Here is a 15,224-nt window from a genome sequence, read left to right as displayed (position 1 = left end):
GCAGAAGACCAGAAAGTTGCTGCGATGCAGCCAAATCAGTGCAGCAAGGCTTCCGAAACGATGTCGGCATGCATGATTAATGCGCAGGCGGCTCCGGCAAGTGCGATTGCGATTGCGACAATATCATGCCGCGGATCCCATGCCCGCTGCCGTCGGGCGAGCCAGACGACCACCGGATAGCAGCACAACTGGGCCAATGCCTGTCCGGCCAGAAGCCCCGTCAGACCGAAGAACCATGTCCCGGCCAGAACGAGCGAAAAATAGATCGTGGCGCGGCTGCATTGCAGGACAAAAAACGCCCGGGAATCGCCTGCGGCCAATGCAGCACTTTCATAGCTGATCGGAACAACCACCAGCAGTTGGATCGAGGCGATGACCACCAGCATCCCTCCTGCCCGCGCATAGCGTGGGTCGTAAAGATGACTCACCAGCCACGGACCGATCAGGGCCAGCGTGATCCCCACCGCCAGCAGAAGCAGAGTGAATCCCGCCCGAGTGCGTTGCAGCGTATGCCGGTTTTCCAAGCTCTCGCCCGGAGGATGCTCGCGGTACATCGGAATGAACAGACGTCCCGCGATGGCAGCACCCAACTGGCTGGGAACGCTCGCGAGGAACAAGCCGATATTGTAGACGCCCAGATGGTCCAGATCCAGAACCCGCCCCAGAACCAACCGGTCACCCTGAAACAACAGGAACCCGCAAATGGTGCTGAAGAAAATCCATTTGCCGAACTTGACGATTTCGTGCCGGGCCTCGGGCTCCATGCGGAAGCGGTCCGTATGGCCGGGCACCAGATAATGGATCATTGCCAGCTGCACGAAGGCCCCCAGCACGATGCCCCAAACCAGCGCCCAGACATCCCGCATGATCAGCGCGGCGATAACCGTGATGAGAATTCCCATCAGCTGGCTGCCCAGCTCGACCATCGTCAGCCGTCCGATCTGCAGATGGCGGGCGGCGGTATCAATCTTGGTCGAAACGAACCCGCCGACCAGCATAGACGAAGCCGCAGCCGGGAAAATCCACAGCAGCGATGGAACATCATAGAACTGCGCCAATGGCCATGCCATCAGGCACGACACACCGAACAGAATGAATCCACGGATAACCTTGATCGTCCAGGCGGTGTCCAAGAATGCCGGATCATCGCCACGCTTGCTTTGCAGGATCGACTGCGCAATCCCCATGTCACTGAACATCGCGAGCCCGATCATGAAGCTGGAAACCAGCGCCATCAGACCGAAATCCTCGGGACTCAGGATGCGCGTCAACACAAGGTTCGAGGCCAGGCGCATGCTTTGCCCGATAGCAAAGCTCAGCATCGACCACGCGCCGCTGCCAAGCGCACGCGATGCCATTGTCCGTGGCCTTGGCAATTGCGGGGTTGCCATTTCGCCTGAAACTCCGCTCATCAACCCAGTCCTTGCGTCGTCGTCGGCACGGTGCCGGGAGATGGCAGTCCCGGAATGACTCCGATCAGCCACAAAGCAATGAACACCCCGCCAAACATCAGCACGCCCATATAAACCACGCGCAGCCGGTATTTCAGAATATCTCTGCGGCTTTTCTTATATGGTACCGAGATGACGGGGCGTGTGCCGGTCAAGCGGGCAAACTGCTCGGACGTACGCAGGATCGGGTTTTTCAGCTCAAGTACGAAGGCCAGCGCCAAGGCAAATCCGATGCTTCCGATCGCCCCCATGGCCGCCCGCTTCTTCCGGTTGGAAAAGGCAGGAAACTCCGGTGGCATCGCCCTTTCAAGCACGATGAAACGCTCGGTCTGGTCATTATCCATCAGAAGCTGCTGGGTTTCGACCTGTGCAAGTTGGCGCGAAATCTCGTTGTAGCGGTCCTGCAAGCGGCTTTGCTCGCGGATCATCGCTTCCAGCCGTTCGGCGACTTGCGGCGACTTGGCGCGAGCCCGTTCGATTGCGGTCCGGCGCTGGTCCATGGTCGCCTTCTGGCTGTTCAGATTGGCCAGTTGTGCCTCGTTCAACTCAAGCTGACGGCGCACGATTTCGGACACTGCCTCATCGCCGGCATTCAGGCGCCTGAGATTGTTTTCGAGCCGCTTGATCTCGGGGTGATCGGGTGCGAGGGTCCGACGGGCCTGCGCCAACTCGACCTCTGCATTGCGGATCTGCTGGACGAGGGTCGAGGCGGACCGTTCGGCCGCAGTCGTGCCGCCGGCAATCAGGGTCAACTGATCCCGTTGCAGCGCCATGATTTCGCGATCAAGCGTATTCTCGGCATCGTTCAACTGGGTCAGTTCGGTGCTCAGACTTTCCTGCGCCGTCGGCAAGGCGTCTTCGTTCTGGCTGCTGAAAGCCGCAATTTCACGGTCCTGACGGGACAGGGCGTCGGTCAAACGCCTTTCTTCGTTCGTCAGGTATTCCTTGCCCTCGGTGATCCTCGACAACCGGTTCTCGCGGTCGCGATTGACGACACTATTGGTAAAATAGTTCGCAATCGCCGCTGCTGTGTCGGGCGTCTCCGCCCGAGAGGTGATCACGATCGCCGAAAGCGACATCCGCGATTCTGACGGGACGCCGGGGTTGGTAATGCTCTCGATGCGGGTATTGGTGCGGAGCGCAGTGATTTTTTCCTGCTCGCTCAACTCGGGCGCATCGCGGAACAGTTCAAGTTCATCAATGACCTTGAGAATATTCGAGCTGGCCATCAACCGCTGCTCGATCAGCTGGACCCGCCGCACCGCTGGCAGCGAGGCATCGCTGCTGGGATCGACCGCCGCCGAAGTATCGATCTGGATAAGCGCCGAGGATTCATAGACCCTTGGCGACGAGATGATCAGATACAGCGAAATCAGGATGCCCGTGACCATGATCGTCAGCATCAGCGGCAACCGCCGCCTGATCATGGAAACAAGATCCTGTAAGGATTGAATTGGGCCCAAAACGTCTAATCCCCGCGCTGCTCGTCAATCTTCGGATTTGTTCAGGATCACGCCCATAATCGGAGGCAGGTCCTTGAGCAGCCGTTCGGCCTTAGTCATGTCCGAATTCGTGCTTCGCCGTCCATCCGCCACAAGCAGGATCGCGTCCACCAACGGCAACGTTGCCAAAGCGGCATCTCCATCAAGCAATGCGGCGGTATCAAAAATCTCGATGGCATTCGGCCTGATACCACGCCAGACATGAAGCGCCGTCGCCAATGCATCGTCCTGTAGCAATTCGGCCGCATCGTCTTCGGCGCTGCCGGGGGCCACAACCCAAAGGTTCGGCACCTCTTCGACAATGGCGGTAATATCTGCCATCGGCCTGTTCAGATTCAACACTTCCGAGACCGGATCACATCCAGGAATCCCCAAGGTCGTCGCAATGGATGGCTGCGCCAGATCCAGATCGACAAGAATGACTTCGGTCAGCTTCTGCCGCGACAAAGCAAGCGCCAGCTGAACGGCGACAGATGTTCCCCCAGCGCCTGCAGTCAAAGGAGTGATCGCCAGCCGACGCCAGCCATGCTTGCGCATTTCCCGCAAGATCTGGGTTCGCAGGATCGCGAAGCGGCTGTTGACCGTCTTGGCGAATTTCGTATCTAAAGCGGTCCGCGAAGCCTCGCGGCGGATAAAATTGCTTGAGACCCTTAGCCCTGCAGTGCGGGTCGCAAGGGCGCTTGAGGGGCTCTTATCCGATGTCTTGCTTGTCTCGGCCTGCAAATCTGTGGCCCTTCTGCCGCGGGACTGAATAACGCCGGTACAGGGACATCAACGCCCCGATGACACGCCCGACAGCGTCATGCTAGCGTCCCGTCAATGAGCGCGACAACAGAAATCACAATCCATGGTGAACGGGACGAGAAGATTGCCCAAGCGGGTCTTTCCGGCCACGTTATTGCTATTGCGATAGGCCGCAACGAGGGTGAGCGGCTGATCCGCTGCCTGAATTCCCTGAAAGATCAGGTCTCACGCATCATCTATGTCGATTCGGGATCGACCGACGGCAGCGTCGAAGCGGCGCGATCCCTGGGTGCGGAAATTGTCGATTTGAACATGTCGTTGCCCTTTACCGCAGCGCGGGCAAGAAACGCGGGCTTCGCCAAGGCCGGCGACGCGGAATTCGTCCAGTTCGTGGATGGCGATTGCGAGGTCGAACCGGACTGGATCTCGACCGCACTTGCGGTTTTGGGACATGATCCGAAACTCGCCATCGTCGCCGGACGGCGGCGCGAACTGCACCCCGAAGCCTCGATCTACAACCGGCTGTGCGATGCGGAATGGAACACGCCCATTGGTCCGGCCCGCGCTGTCGGGGGCGACATGTTGCTGCGACGCGACGCCCTTGAGGAAATCGGTGGCTTCGATCCGGACCTGATCGCCGGAGAAGAACCCGAAATGTGCCTGCGCCTGCGCCGTGCGGGTTGGACCATCCGACGCCTTGACGCGCCGATGACGGTCCATGACGCGGCCATCACGCGATACACGCAATGGGCGCGCCGCTCTCGCCGCGCGGGTCACGCCTTTGCGGAAGTGTCGTGGCGCTATCGCGACGATCCCGAACAGTTCTGGCAACGCGAAACCAAACGCTCGCTGTTCTGGGCTATCGGGCTTCCGATCGCGATATTGCTGGGTGCTTTTCTGACGCCTTATGCGTGGCTGCTGCTGCTGATTTATCCGCTGCAGATCGCGCGGATGGCGTTGAAGAATCGCCACCGACCGGAGCCTTGGCAGAACGCGCTTTACACCATGCTGGGCAAATTCCCCGAGGCCAGAGGTGTCCTCGAATTCCACATCCGCCGCCTGATCGGTCGGCGATCTAGGCTGATCGAATACAAATGACGGCTTGCACGATCCTGATCCCCGCCCATGACGAGGCCGACTATATCGACGCCTGCCTTGATAGCCTGTTGCAGCAGGATCATCAGGATAGGGTCGAGGTCATCGTCATCGCGAATGGCTGCCGCGATGACACCGCAGCACGCGGTCGCGCCCGCATTCCCGCTTTCGCTGATCGAGGCTGGTCCTTGCGGGTCGAGGAATTGGCGCAAGGCGGCAAGATCGGCGCGCTGAACAATGGCGACGCCTGCGCCAGAGATGGCATTAGGATCTATCTGGACGCCGATATCCGTATGTCGCCGGAACTTCTGTCCGGTTTGGTCGAAGTGCTGGACGTCGATATTCCTCGATATGCGGGGGGAAGGCTGGTCGTCGCTCCGGCAAAAAGCTCGGTATCCCGACATTACGCGCGCTTCTGGCAGAAGTTGCCCTTTGTCGCCCGAGGTGTCACGGGCGCGGGCCTATTCGCGGTCAATGCGGCAGGTCGCAAACGCTGGGCCGAATTTCCGGAAATCATCTCGGACGATACATTCGCCCGCCTGCAATTCACCGAAGCCGAGCGATTTCTGGTCGATGCGCCCTATCTGTGGCCCATCGTCGAAGGCTTCGGGCCGTTGGTTAAGGTGAGGCGGCGTCAGGACCGTGGCGTGACAGAAATCGCCCAGAAATTTCCGCATCTTCTGGACAACCAAGGCCATGTCCGGCCCGACCGTTCGGAACTGTCACGTCTTGCCGCCAGCGATCCCGTCGGTTTCGCGACCTACTCCGCAGTTGCTCTGGCCGTCAGGACCCGCCGCAAGGACGACGGCTGGTCGCGGGGGCGCTAGTTCACGGGAGCTTGCCTTGCTGGAAATCCTGCACCGTTTCCAGCGCAAGCTGCTGCAAGACGGCTGCGATATCCTTATCGACCGGCGGAAACGGGCCATATTTTCCCATGAACCGTGTCGGCAAACCGACCGGGGACTGGCCGGTCAAAGTCGCGTAATGGATCATCACGACATAGTAGTATCCGGGCAGATTGGGGTGGATGTCGTCCTCGTAGAAGTCGCGGATCGACGTCGCGCGAGGAACCTTGCCCTCGGCGATGGCGTCGTGAAGCCGCACCATTCCCAAGCCTGCCGGAATGATCTGCATCGGAGTTTCTAGCTGAGGAACCCGCGCATTCACTTCATCAGCAACCTTCTGCCAGACCTTCAGGTCCGACACGATCCTGTCGCGCCACGCTTGCGTCGAGCCAGTCGCAGCGTCGTCGATATTGTCCCAAGTCTCGTAAAGATAAGGCTTTACCTTGGGGTTGGTGCCAAGCGCGAGTTCGGTCCAGCGCGTCGCGTAATCCAGCGTGCCATGCCATTCCATCGTCTCGGCCAAGGGAATCCGCTCGGTCAGGACCAGCGCATCGACCGGATTAGCCGAAAGCCAAGCGCGGCCATCCTCGCCCTGCGCGGTCGCGCTGTCCCGCCACAGGATTTCCAAAGGCGCGCCATTGATGATTTCGTAATGGACAGTCCCGTCCAATGCGGAATCCACCATCTCGGGAACGCTGGTATTGATAAGGCTATGACCGATGAAAAAAACCGATAGCCCCTTGGCCAGAAACTGGAGGATCATTCCGGCAGCCCTTTCCCAAAACACAACCAGACGGCGTATTATCCAGCGACATGCCGGAATGCGTATGACCTGAGCGCCAAGTGCTATAAATTGCCCGCGACACCAGCGCGAGAGCTGTCAGACAGCCACGCCCAGACTGAAATGCTACCCGTACCGGACCGATCGTCAAGCCATTCCGTGACTGCAAGCCATTGATGTAAAATGTACCTGTCCTTTTTGGCAATACTGTGAATCGTTCTAGTTTTATTCAAAGGCACGGCTATACTGCGCTGAAGTAGTGTTTGTGTGTCCTGTATCGATTACCATGGGTTTGAAATGCCGAACTCTAGCAAGTTTGATTCATCGGGTTTGAATCGTATCGGTTCTATTCTTCAGGAACGGACCCCAATTTCGCCCGGCGCAGGTGGTTTTACTTCACCTTACGTGAGATACCTCAAGCGACCACTGGATGTTTGCTCGGTGCTGCTGGCCGCACCGATTGTCATTCCGGTCTTGCTGGTCCTGATCCTGATGATTGTGGCAAAGGGCGATCGTCCCTTCTACTCACAGTTGCGAGTAGGGCGTTCCGGTCGGAGTTTCCGGTTGTGGAAATTGCGCACCATGGTCGAAAACGCCGATCTTCGTCTGGCCGAATATATCGCCACGAACGAAGCTGCCCGCGCCGAGTGGGACGCTACTCAAAAGCTCAAGAACGATCCGCGGATCACGCCGATCGGTCGCTTCCTGCGCAAAAGCTCGCTTGATGAACTTCCCCAGCTTTGGAACGTATTCGTCGGGGATATGAGCATCGTCGGGCCACGGCCCATGATGCTTGAACAGGCCCAGCTATATCCTGGCGCCGATTACTATCACCTGCGTCCGGGTGTGACCGGCCTTTGGCAGATATCGGACCGCAACGACAGCACCTTCGCGGCGCGGGCGACGTTCGATGCCAAATATGCATCCGAAATGAGCTGGGCGAATGACATGTCGATCATCGCCAAGACCGTTACCGTTGTATTCCGCTGCACGGGGTACTGAAATCCTTCGGAATTCGATCTGATTTCATTCGTGCTTCATCATATTTTCATGATGCTCTACGCAGCGAAATTTACGCCAAGCGATGAACAATGTGCTCATCGTCCCGACAAGGGAGTAAAGCAATAGCGCAGCCCAGAACGAAAGGCCCAGATAAAGGGCTCCTATCATTGTGCTGACTGCCGCTATTGCGACCCCTAATATGACGATACCAGCCAGTGTCGCCTCCACCTGATCTTACCTGTTAAAACTTTACTCTCCAACTGAGAGAGAATCGCTCATGCTTTCTTACTAGTTCCATCCAAAAGGGACAAATTCGCTTATTTGTGTAGTAAGTTGAGCGCAATCCAGCCTATCTTGGTAACATTGTACCGCAAATCTCGTGCAGGTGGTTTCCGATCAAGATGACTCTACGAATTGGTTATGTCGTTAACACCTATCCAAGGCCATCGCACAGCTTTATCCGGCGCGAGATTGCTGCGCTCGAGGCAGAGGGGATAGAAGTCCACCGCTTTTCGATGCGCGGCGATTCCGATGCGCTGACCGATCCCGAGGATCTCGCCGAGCACGCCCGGACCGAGCGCATACTTGAAGCAGGCGGCTCCGCCCTTCTGAACTCCGTTCTACAGCGGGCCAAATCGAACAAGGGACAGATCGGATCAGCCCTTGCTTTGGCCCGTAAACGCGCTGCGGCAGGAGAGTCGAGCCTTGCCCGACAGCTGATCTATCTCGCCGAAGGCGGACGCATCGCGGCCCGGGCCCGTGGACTGAACCTCAGCCATCTTCACGCCCATTTCGGCACGAACTCGACACGGGTTGCGGCCTATGCCCGTCTGCTTGGTGGACCGACCTTCAGCTTCACCGTTCACGGTCCGGAGGAATTCGACAGCCCCGCGCATTTGGACCTTTCCGGCAAGCTTGCCTTGTCTGATTTCTGCGTCACGGTCAGCAGTTTCGGGCGGTCCCAGATGCAGCGTTGGGCCGCGCCGAATGATCTGGACAAGATCCATGTCGTGCATTGCGGGCTGGATTTTTCGCGCCAGCCCGCGCCCCTGCCCCAACTGCCGCGTCCGTTCCGCATGGTCGCCGTCGGGCGTTTCGCCGAACAAAAAGGTTTCGGCCTGCTCATCCGCGCCTTCATCCAAGCGATCCGGCGCGACCCGACCCTTCGCCTTTCGCTGGTCGGTGACGGCGAATTGCGCCCGCAAATCGAGAGCCTTATCGCCGCCGAACGCATCGCCCATGCCGTGGACCTCCTGGGCTGGCAGGACGAATCCGGTGTCCGTGCCGCTATGGACAATGCGCATGTCCTCGTCACCCCCAGCTTTGCCGAGGGCCTGCCGGTCGTCATCATGGAGGCTATGGCCCGCGCCCGGCCCGTCATCTCGACCTATATCGCGGGAATCCCCGAACTGGTCAGGCCCGACCTCGAGGGCTGGCTTGTTCCGGCAGGCGATGCGACTGCCTTGGCTGATGCCATGATCTCGGCGTCGAATTGCGATGAGGCCACGCTAGAACGCATGGGCGCTTCGGCGCTGGCCCGCGTCAATGAACGACATGACATCAGCAATTCGGCGCGAAAACTGCGCGAGCTGTTCACCCGCGCCATAGGCTGACGGCAATGTAATGTCCCGCCACCTGCCCCCAGCGCGCTCCGATCAGCCGCTTGCCTAGACAGCCTCTCACGCGCGCGCCCCTGATGACGGTCGGCACATCGCAGAAATCCAGCATCCGGCCGGTCAAAGGATATTGCGCCTTGAACATCGCCTCTTTGACGCAAAAAGCCAGCAAGGGCGCGTCCTCCTTCATGCGATAAGGTGCGACTGTCTCGGCCAGCGTTTCAGGCAGCGCATGCTGCGCCGCCTCGATATCCACCCCGACCGAGGGGCCGCCCGGCGGTGCGGCGATTGCCACGCAGAACTCGCCACCATGCGCAAGACTGGCTCGAATACCCTGCGGCAATGCAGGTCTGCGGTCCGGCAAGCTCACCAATGGGTGGCCAGATGGCAGATCGTGCCCCGCATCAGCAAGCGCGAGCCTAAGCGCGTGTCGCCCAAGCGCAAATTCATGCCGCCGTTTGGGAACAGCGCGGGCGATCATCGCCCTTTCCTCGGGTAGCAAATCGGGTGCCGGCTCCGACAAGCGGACTACCGCGCAGCCAAAGCCCTGAGGCATCAGCCGTCGGGCCAATGCCTCGACCGATCCGGCATCGCTCATCCGCCGCCGCGCAACTGGGAACGCAGGGCGCGACGACGGGCCATGGCATCATCCGAGGACGCAGCCACCTCAGGAGCGACCGTCGCGACCGGAGCCGCAACAGTTGCAGCAACTGCCCTACCATCCGGCGCAATGGTCGCGACATGCCGCAGGAAATCCGCCAGAATCGGAAAGCGGAAGATGTCGGTCACGCCAAGGCGCGGCAACGCAAGCCGATCACGCATGGTCCGATGCATCTGGATTGCCAACAAAGAATGCCCACCAAGCGCGAAGAAATTGTCGCGCGGACCGATCTGTCCCACAGCCAACACCTCGGCCCAGATCGCGTGTACCGCTTGGGCCAAGCCCTCGGTCGGCGTAGCGACCGATGCGGCAGCGGCGGTCTCGATGACCGCCGGGGTCGCAACTGTCGTCGCAGACGCCCCCGGTAGCGGCAACTGTTTGCGGTCGATCTTGCGGTTCGGCGTCAAAGGCATCCGCTCCAGCCGGACAATCCGCCCCGGCACCATATGCACCGGCAATGAAACGGTCAGGGCCTCGCGCAGCTTCCTTTCACATAGATCGGCGTCACCCGTCACATAGGCCACCAATCGCTTGTCGCCGGGGGTGTCTTCCCGCACCATTGCGACCGCCTCGCGGACACCGGACTGCCTCCCCAAAGCGGCCTCAATTTCGCCCAGTTCGATCCTAAAACCGCGCAGTTTGATCTGATGATCGGCGCGACCGATGTAATCCAGCCCGCCATCGTCACGCCAGCGCACCAGATCTCCGGTCCGGTACATCCGCGCACCCCAAGCCGAAGCGCGCTCGGCCGGAACGAAGGGATCAGGACGGAAGCTGTGATCCGTCAGATCCTCGCGCTGCCAGTAGCCCCGCGTGACACCATGGCCACCAATCCACAACTCGCCCTGCGCCCCCGGAGCGACCGGTGCGCCATCAGCGTCCAGAACGTATAGCTGGGTATTGGCAATCGCGCGCCCCAACGTGACCTCAGACGCGTCTGTGACATCCGCCGTCGTCGACCAGATAGTTGTTTCGGTCGGCCCGTACATATTCAAGACACGCGCCTTCGAGACTTTGCGCAGATCCGCCAGCAACGCCGGAGGCAAAGCCTCGCCCCCGACCATCACGCATTTCAGCGCCCCCATCGCTGCGGCCACCTGCTGGTCGGAAACCAGTATCCGTGCCATGCTGGGGGTGCATTGCAAATGCGTCACCTTCCAGCGCCGGATTTGCGCGGCAATGGAATAGTCGCCAACGTCCGGCTCGTCGATCTGCGGATTCACCTCGGCCCGAAGCTTGGCCAGCATCGGAAAGAATGCCGTCACCTGATCGGGCGCGATGCCGTAATCGATCAGGCAGGCCACCTCGCCCACACCAATTGCTTTCAACTGTTCAATCCGTGCCACGCCGTCCGCGAAAGAACCGAACAGCCCCGAATCCTCGAAATAGCGCAGGAACGCGAAATCAAGGATGCCGTCCAACTCTTCCTCGGACAGGGAGCCAAGGTCGATCGCCATCGGATTCGTCATTCCGGCCGGACGCCGGAAAGCCGGAAAGTCCCATGCATATTGCTTGACCAAGGCCGCCGCGCTGCGCAGGTAATTCTTCATCGGCTCGCGCGAGATCTCGCGCGCCGTTTCGCGATCAGAGGCAAGGCAGGTGTGCAGCATCAGCGTGACCGTGAAATCCGCCGGATCATGCCCCGCCGCACGCAAAGCCGCATGATAATCGACGATCCGTGCCGCCACCGTGTCGATGCTTTGCCCCAGAAGATGGGTCAGGACGTTCATGCCCAACCGACCGGCCTCGATCCACGTTTCGGGGTTACCGGCGACGGTCATCCATAGCGGGAGTTCCTTTTGCACCGGCCGTGGCTGGGTCACGACACCAAAACTGCCGCCACCCGCGCGAGGAAACTCGACTGCCTCGCCACGCCACAAGCGGCGTAACTGGTCAATTCCCGCAATCATCGCCGTCTTGTTGTTCGGAGGCGCATTTTCGGGACGCAAGACGAAGTCATCCGGTTGCCAGCCCGAGGCAATGGCCAGCCCTGCCCGTCCGCCGGTCAGGTTGTCGATGACCGCCCATTCCTCGGCAACGCGCGCAGGATGATGCAGCGGAAGCACGCAGCTTCCCGCGCGGACCGCGATGTTGCTTGTCACCGCCGCAACCGCCGCACCGGTCACCGAGGGGTTCGGATAGGGACCGCCGAAAGCATGGAAATGCCGCTCGGGCGTCCATAGGGCAACAAACCCGTTCCGGTCGGCAAATCGCGCGCCATCCAGCAGAAGCTGGTACTTGCGTGGTCCCGGACCGTCATCATTGCCCCAGTAGAACAGACTGAACTGCATCCCACCCTGAACATCGGGGCGCGAGCGCGTGGTCACGCTTCCCGACACCGCCAGCCGCGTTTCCTCGCCCGCGATGACCAGACGCAGGCCGCGCGCCAAGGACCAGAAAATCTCGAGCACCGAAATGTCAAAGGAAAGGCTGGTCACGGCCAGCCAGGTGTCCCCTTGCGCATGCGGGATGACCGCATCCATTCCGGCAAAGAAATTCGCCACATTGCGATGCTCGACCATAACGCCCTTGGGGCGACCGGTCGAACCCGAGGTATAGATCAGATAGGCCAGGTTTTCCGGTCCAACCGAACTAGCGGGCGGCTGCGCGGGTTCTTGCGGCAAGCCGGTCGGAATGGCGACCACCTTGGCCTGATGCTGCGGCAGGCGATCCGCAATCTCGGCCTGCACCAGCACCACCGCCGCGGCGCTATCCTCAAGGTAAAGCGCGATCCGATCCGCAGGATAATCGGGGTCCAAGGGCACATAGGCCCCGCCCGCCTTCCAGATCGCCAGCGCCCCGATCACCAGTTCAGGCGAGCGTTTGGCGAACAATCCGACCGGCTGATCCGGACCGACGCCCATCTGGATCAGGGTCGCGGCCAAGGCGTTCGCCGCCCGATCAAGCTCGCCCCGCGTCAGGCTGCGATCCTCGAAGGCCAAGGCCATCGCATCGGGATCCACCGCCGCCATTTCCGAGATCAACTCATGGATGCAGGCCAGCCGTACATCGACCACGGTATCGTTGCGCGTGATCAGCAGGTCGCGCAGTTCGTTCGCATCCAGCAGCGAGATGTCACGCAGCAGCGTCGTTCCGGGCAAGATCATGCCCGCATCCAGCGCGCGCGCAATGCGTTGCGCTTGCACGGCGCTGACGCGGGCCGGATCGTGCAGCAATGCCGCGCCGTGATCCGTCAGCGCAATCGTCAGCGCCGTGTCCGGCAGAGCGTCCAGTTCACCCAGATTGATTGCCAGATCAGGGGTCGCGGCATCACGCAGTTCCGGCGCACGGCGCAGCAGATCGCTCAGGAAGAACTGGTGCTGCGCGGCCTCGGCAAAACTGGCCGACAACTGATCCGACAATTCGGAGAGCTTCATACTGGCGCAAGTATCGACCGACAAAGGCTGCCAATCCGCCACCAGCGCCTCATTGGGCAAAGCTGCCGGACGAACAGCCAGATCGAACTTCGACTGGGCGCAAAGACGGGACAGCAAGGCCGCAGCAAGCGCGATACGCTCGGGGCTAATGCCCGGCATCAGATCGATCCGCGTGATTTGCCCCGAAGGCTCGCCCGACATGGCAACCGGATTCATCCGCGCCAATCGCTTGCGCCACCACTCGTCATGCTTGGCAGCCAACCGCGCAAGTTCATTTGCGCGGTCGCGTTCGTCGGGCGAAAGCGTTCGAAGCGTCCCACCCATTGGTGGCATTTCACTGCCAAAAGCCAGTTGAACCGATCCGTCGCCAGTCGCGATCGTTGCCGTCTGACCGTCATGGGCCAGAACTTCGCCGGGCGCACCTGCCAGTATCCCTTTGCCGGAAAAGCCTGCCACCGTAAGGAAGCGACCGCCCGGCAAGGCCACTTTTGCCTCGGTCAGGGGGTTCCAATAATTGCCGTGATCCAAACCCCGAACCAAAGCACCGATCTCGGCGGTCGAGCGGGTGAAGTCGATCACGCCTGCCGCATCGGGGCGCTTGGTTTTGCCGACATAGCTGCGCTGCGACAGGTCCTGCCGCATACGTTGCGGGCCGGTTCCCTCTAGCTGGGCCACGACATCGGCGAAACTTTCGGCTGCGCGGGCGAAGCAGCGCGCATTGACGGTCAGCGCGGTATCGTCGGGGCGCAGTTCGAATGTGCGTTGCGCAAGGATATCCCCTTCATCCACGCCCCCCTCGATCATGTGCCAGGTTATGCCGTGCTGCGCCTCGCCGCCGATGATCGCCCAGACCGGAGCGTTCAACCCCGCCAGTCTGGGAAGCGGTCCGTCGTGGAAATTGATTGCACCGCGCTTGCCACGGGCCAGCATCTGGGGCGACAACAGCGACAGGTTCGCGACGCTGAACAACCAATCGGCGGCAGGCGCGTCAGCGGGCATCGGCTCGTCCTGATCCTCCACCGCCAACGCCGCACCCATCGCCCAAGCGCGCAGATCGGGATTTCGCGTCACGACCGCCGCAATACGGTGCCCGCGCTGCAGTAGCGTTTCAGCCGCGTGGCGCAAAAGAAGCTCGTTTCCGACAAGAACGGCAGAGAACTGCGTCATGGGCTTCCCTTTTCAACATGGACTGGCAATGGCTGTCGGCGCAGGGCGTGGCGGGCAAGCTGCACGAGATGCCCCCGAGGAACACCGGTTTCGCGACGCTGGATCAGGCAGCGCAAGCGCCAGATCGCCTCGCCTCCCAAGGTTGCGGCTGTGGCAACCAAGGCCCCCGCTCGACCGTGATGCTTCTCGAAATAGCGACGGCGGGAATCGTACCAATAATCCGGAACCCGCCGCCATTCCTTCATTCCGGTACTGGCCGAGCCGATATGCACGACCTCGCTTTCCACGACGTAATGCGTCTGCGATCCGACCAACGCAGCGCGGCGACACAGATCGGTCTCCTCGAAATACAGGAAAAAGCCCTCGTCAAACAGGCCGATCCAGTCCAGCACATCCGAACGGATCATCATCGACGCGCCCGCCGACCAATCCACCTGACACGAGACTTCCGGCTGCGGCAAAGCCACGACCTTGTGGCGCAACAGGCGGGTGACGGGGCCACTGCGGCTTGCGGCCTCGAACTCGCCCGCCGCCGAAGGAAAACGGAAGGCGGTGTGATGCGGCTCGCCATCGGGGCCGCGCAAGCGGGAACAGGCAAAACCCGCTTCGGAATGCGCGGCCAGATGATCCATCAGCACCCTGATAGCACCGGGTTGCGGGATCGCATCCGAGTTGAGCAGATAGACCAGATCCGGCCTGCGCCCATCCGGCAAGCCCTGCCGGATGCCGTGATTGTTGCCCGCGCCGTAACCGCCGTTCCAGCCTGACTGCACCACCGCAACCCGACCCGTATCCAGCCAACCGCGCCGCTGCGCCTCGGCCAACATCTGTTCGAACGAGCCGTCACCCGAGTCATTGTCGACGATCGTCACCCCACCGTCGATGCCATGCATCTCGCGCAACGCGGCATCGGCGGCTGCAAGGGACATCAGGGCCGTGCGCCAATTCAATACGACAACCTGAACGGTCCGATCATCCGCCAT

The 15,224-nt window shown here is 60.7% G+C and carries 11 protein-coding genes; 4 read left to right on the top strand and 7 right to left on the bottom strand.

Annotation, left to right across the window (positions count from 1 at the left end; genetic code table 11):
• Positions 1-35 precede the first annotated feature (35 nt).
• The 3 genes from GL286_RS08825 to GL286_RS08815 are packed head-to-tail and all read right to left on the bottom strand — an operon-like array spanning position 36 to position 3,676.
• Positions 36-1,412 carry an oligosaccharide flippase family protein gene (locus GL286_RS08825; protein ID WP_246184881.1) on the bottom strand — a complete coding sequence of 459 codons (1,377 nt, stop codon included), beginning with the start codon at positions 1,410-1,412 and terminating at the stop codon, positions 36-38.
• Entirely contained in the window at positions 1,412-2,878 is a 1,467-nt protein-coding gene (locus tag GL286_RS08820) for a GumC family protein (RefSeq protein ID WP_155095184.1), read from the bottom strand. The genes GL286_RS08825 and GL286_RS08820 overlap by 1 nt, the downstream gene beginning before the upstream one ends.
• Positions 2,879-2,938: 60 nt before the next feature.
• Positions 2,939-3,676, bottom strand: a complete 738-nt coding sequence (locus GL286_RS08815) for a P-loop NTPase family protein (RefSeq protein ID WP_155095183.1) — start codon at positions 3,674-3,676, stop codon at positions 2,939-2,941.
• A 96-nt stretch (positions 3,677-3,772) separates the two neighbouring features.
• Here GL286_RS08815 and GL286_RS08810 point away from each other — a divergent pair, with 96 nt between their 5' ends.
• The gene (locus GL286_RS08810; protein WP_155095182.1) at positions 3,773-4,795 is read left to right on the top strand and encodes a glycosyltransferase family 2 protein; all 1,023 of its coding nucleotides are present in this window, start codon (positions 3,773-3,775) and stop codon (positions 4,793-4,795) included.
• The gene (locus GL286_RS08805; RefSeq protein ID WP_155095181.1) at positions 4,792-5,619 is read left to right on the top strand and encodes a glycosyltransferase family 2 protein; all 828 of its coding nucleotides are present in this window, start codon (positions 4,792-4,794) and stop codon (positions 5,617-5,619) included. The genes GL286_RS08810 and GL286_RS08805 overlap by 4 nt, the downstream gene beginning before the upstream one ends.
• A 1-nt stretch (position 5,620) precedes the next feature.
• Here GL286_RS08805 and GL286_RS08800 read toward each other — a convergent pair whose 3' ends face one another.
• Positions 5,621-6,400: a hypothetical protein gene (locus tag GL286_RS08800; RefSeq protein WP_170295108.1), complete on the bottom strand. Its 780-nt coding sequence runs from the start codon at positions 6,398-6,400 to the stop codon at positions 5,621-5,623.
• A gap of 285 nt (positions 6,401-6,685) precedes the next feature.
• On the opposite strand from GL286_RS08800, the gene GL286_RS08795 reads away from it, so the two are divergent.
• Positions 6,686-7,420 carry a sugar transferase gene (locus tag GL286_RS08795; protein WP_343038852.1) on the top strand — a complete coding sequence of 245 codons (735 nt, stop codon included), beginning with the start codon at positions 6,686-6,688 and terminating at the stop codon, positions 7,418-7,420.
• Positions 7,421-7,821: 401 nt separating this feature from the next.
• Positions 7,822-9,033 carry a glycosyltransferase family 4 protein gene (locus tag GL286_RS08790; RefSeq protein ID WP_155095180.1) on the top strand — a complete coding sequence of 404 codons (1,212 nt, stop codon included), beginning with the start codon at positions 7,822-7,824 and terminating at the stop codon, positions 9,031-9,033.
• Here the strand turns inward: GL286_RS08790 and GL286_RS08785 are convergent.
• From GL286_RS08785 to GL286_RS08775, 3 genes are read right to left on the bottom strand one after another with little or no spacing between them, the layout of a single operon-like run.
• Positions 9,014-9,634, bottom strand: a complete 621-nt coding sequence (locus GL286_RS08785; protein WP_155095179.1) for a 4'-phosphopantetheinyl transferase family protein — start codon at positions 9,632-9,634, stop codon at positions 9,014-9,016. The two genes, GL286_RS08790 and GL286_RS08785, sit on opposite strands and share 20 nt — an antisense overlap.
• A complete protein-coding gene (locus tag GL286_RS08780) occupies positions 9,631-14,241 on the bottom strand; it encodes a MupA/Atu3671 family FMN-dependent luciferase-like monooxygenase (protein ID WP_155095178.1) in 4,611 nt (1,536 codons plus the stop codon). The genes GL286_RS08785 and GL286_RS08780 overlap by 4 nt, the downstream gene beginning before the upstream one ends.
• A complete protein-coding gene (locus GL286_RS08775; RefSeq protein ID WP_155095177.1) occupies positions 14,238-15,224 on the bottom strand; it encodes a glycosyltransferase in 987 nt (328 codons plus the stop codon). Before GL286_RS08775 ends, GL286_RS08780 begins: the two co-directional genes overlap by 4 nt.

Origin of the sequence: Paracoccus aestuariivivens (genome assembly GCF_009711225.1) — a bacterium.
Taxonomy (GTDB): Bacteria; Pseudomonadota; Alphaproteobacteria; order Rhodobacterales; family Rhodobacteraceae; genus Paracoccus; species Paracoccus aestuariivivens.
The sequence above is the reverse complement of the archived record's forward strand: the minus strand, read 5'-3'. Positions and strand labels throughout refer to the sequence as shown.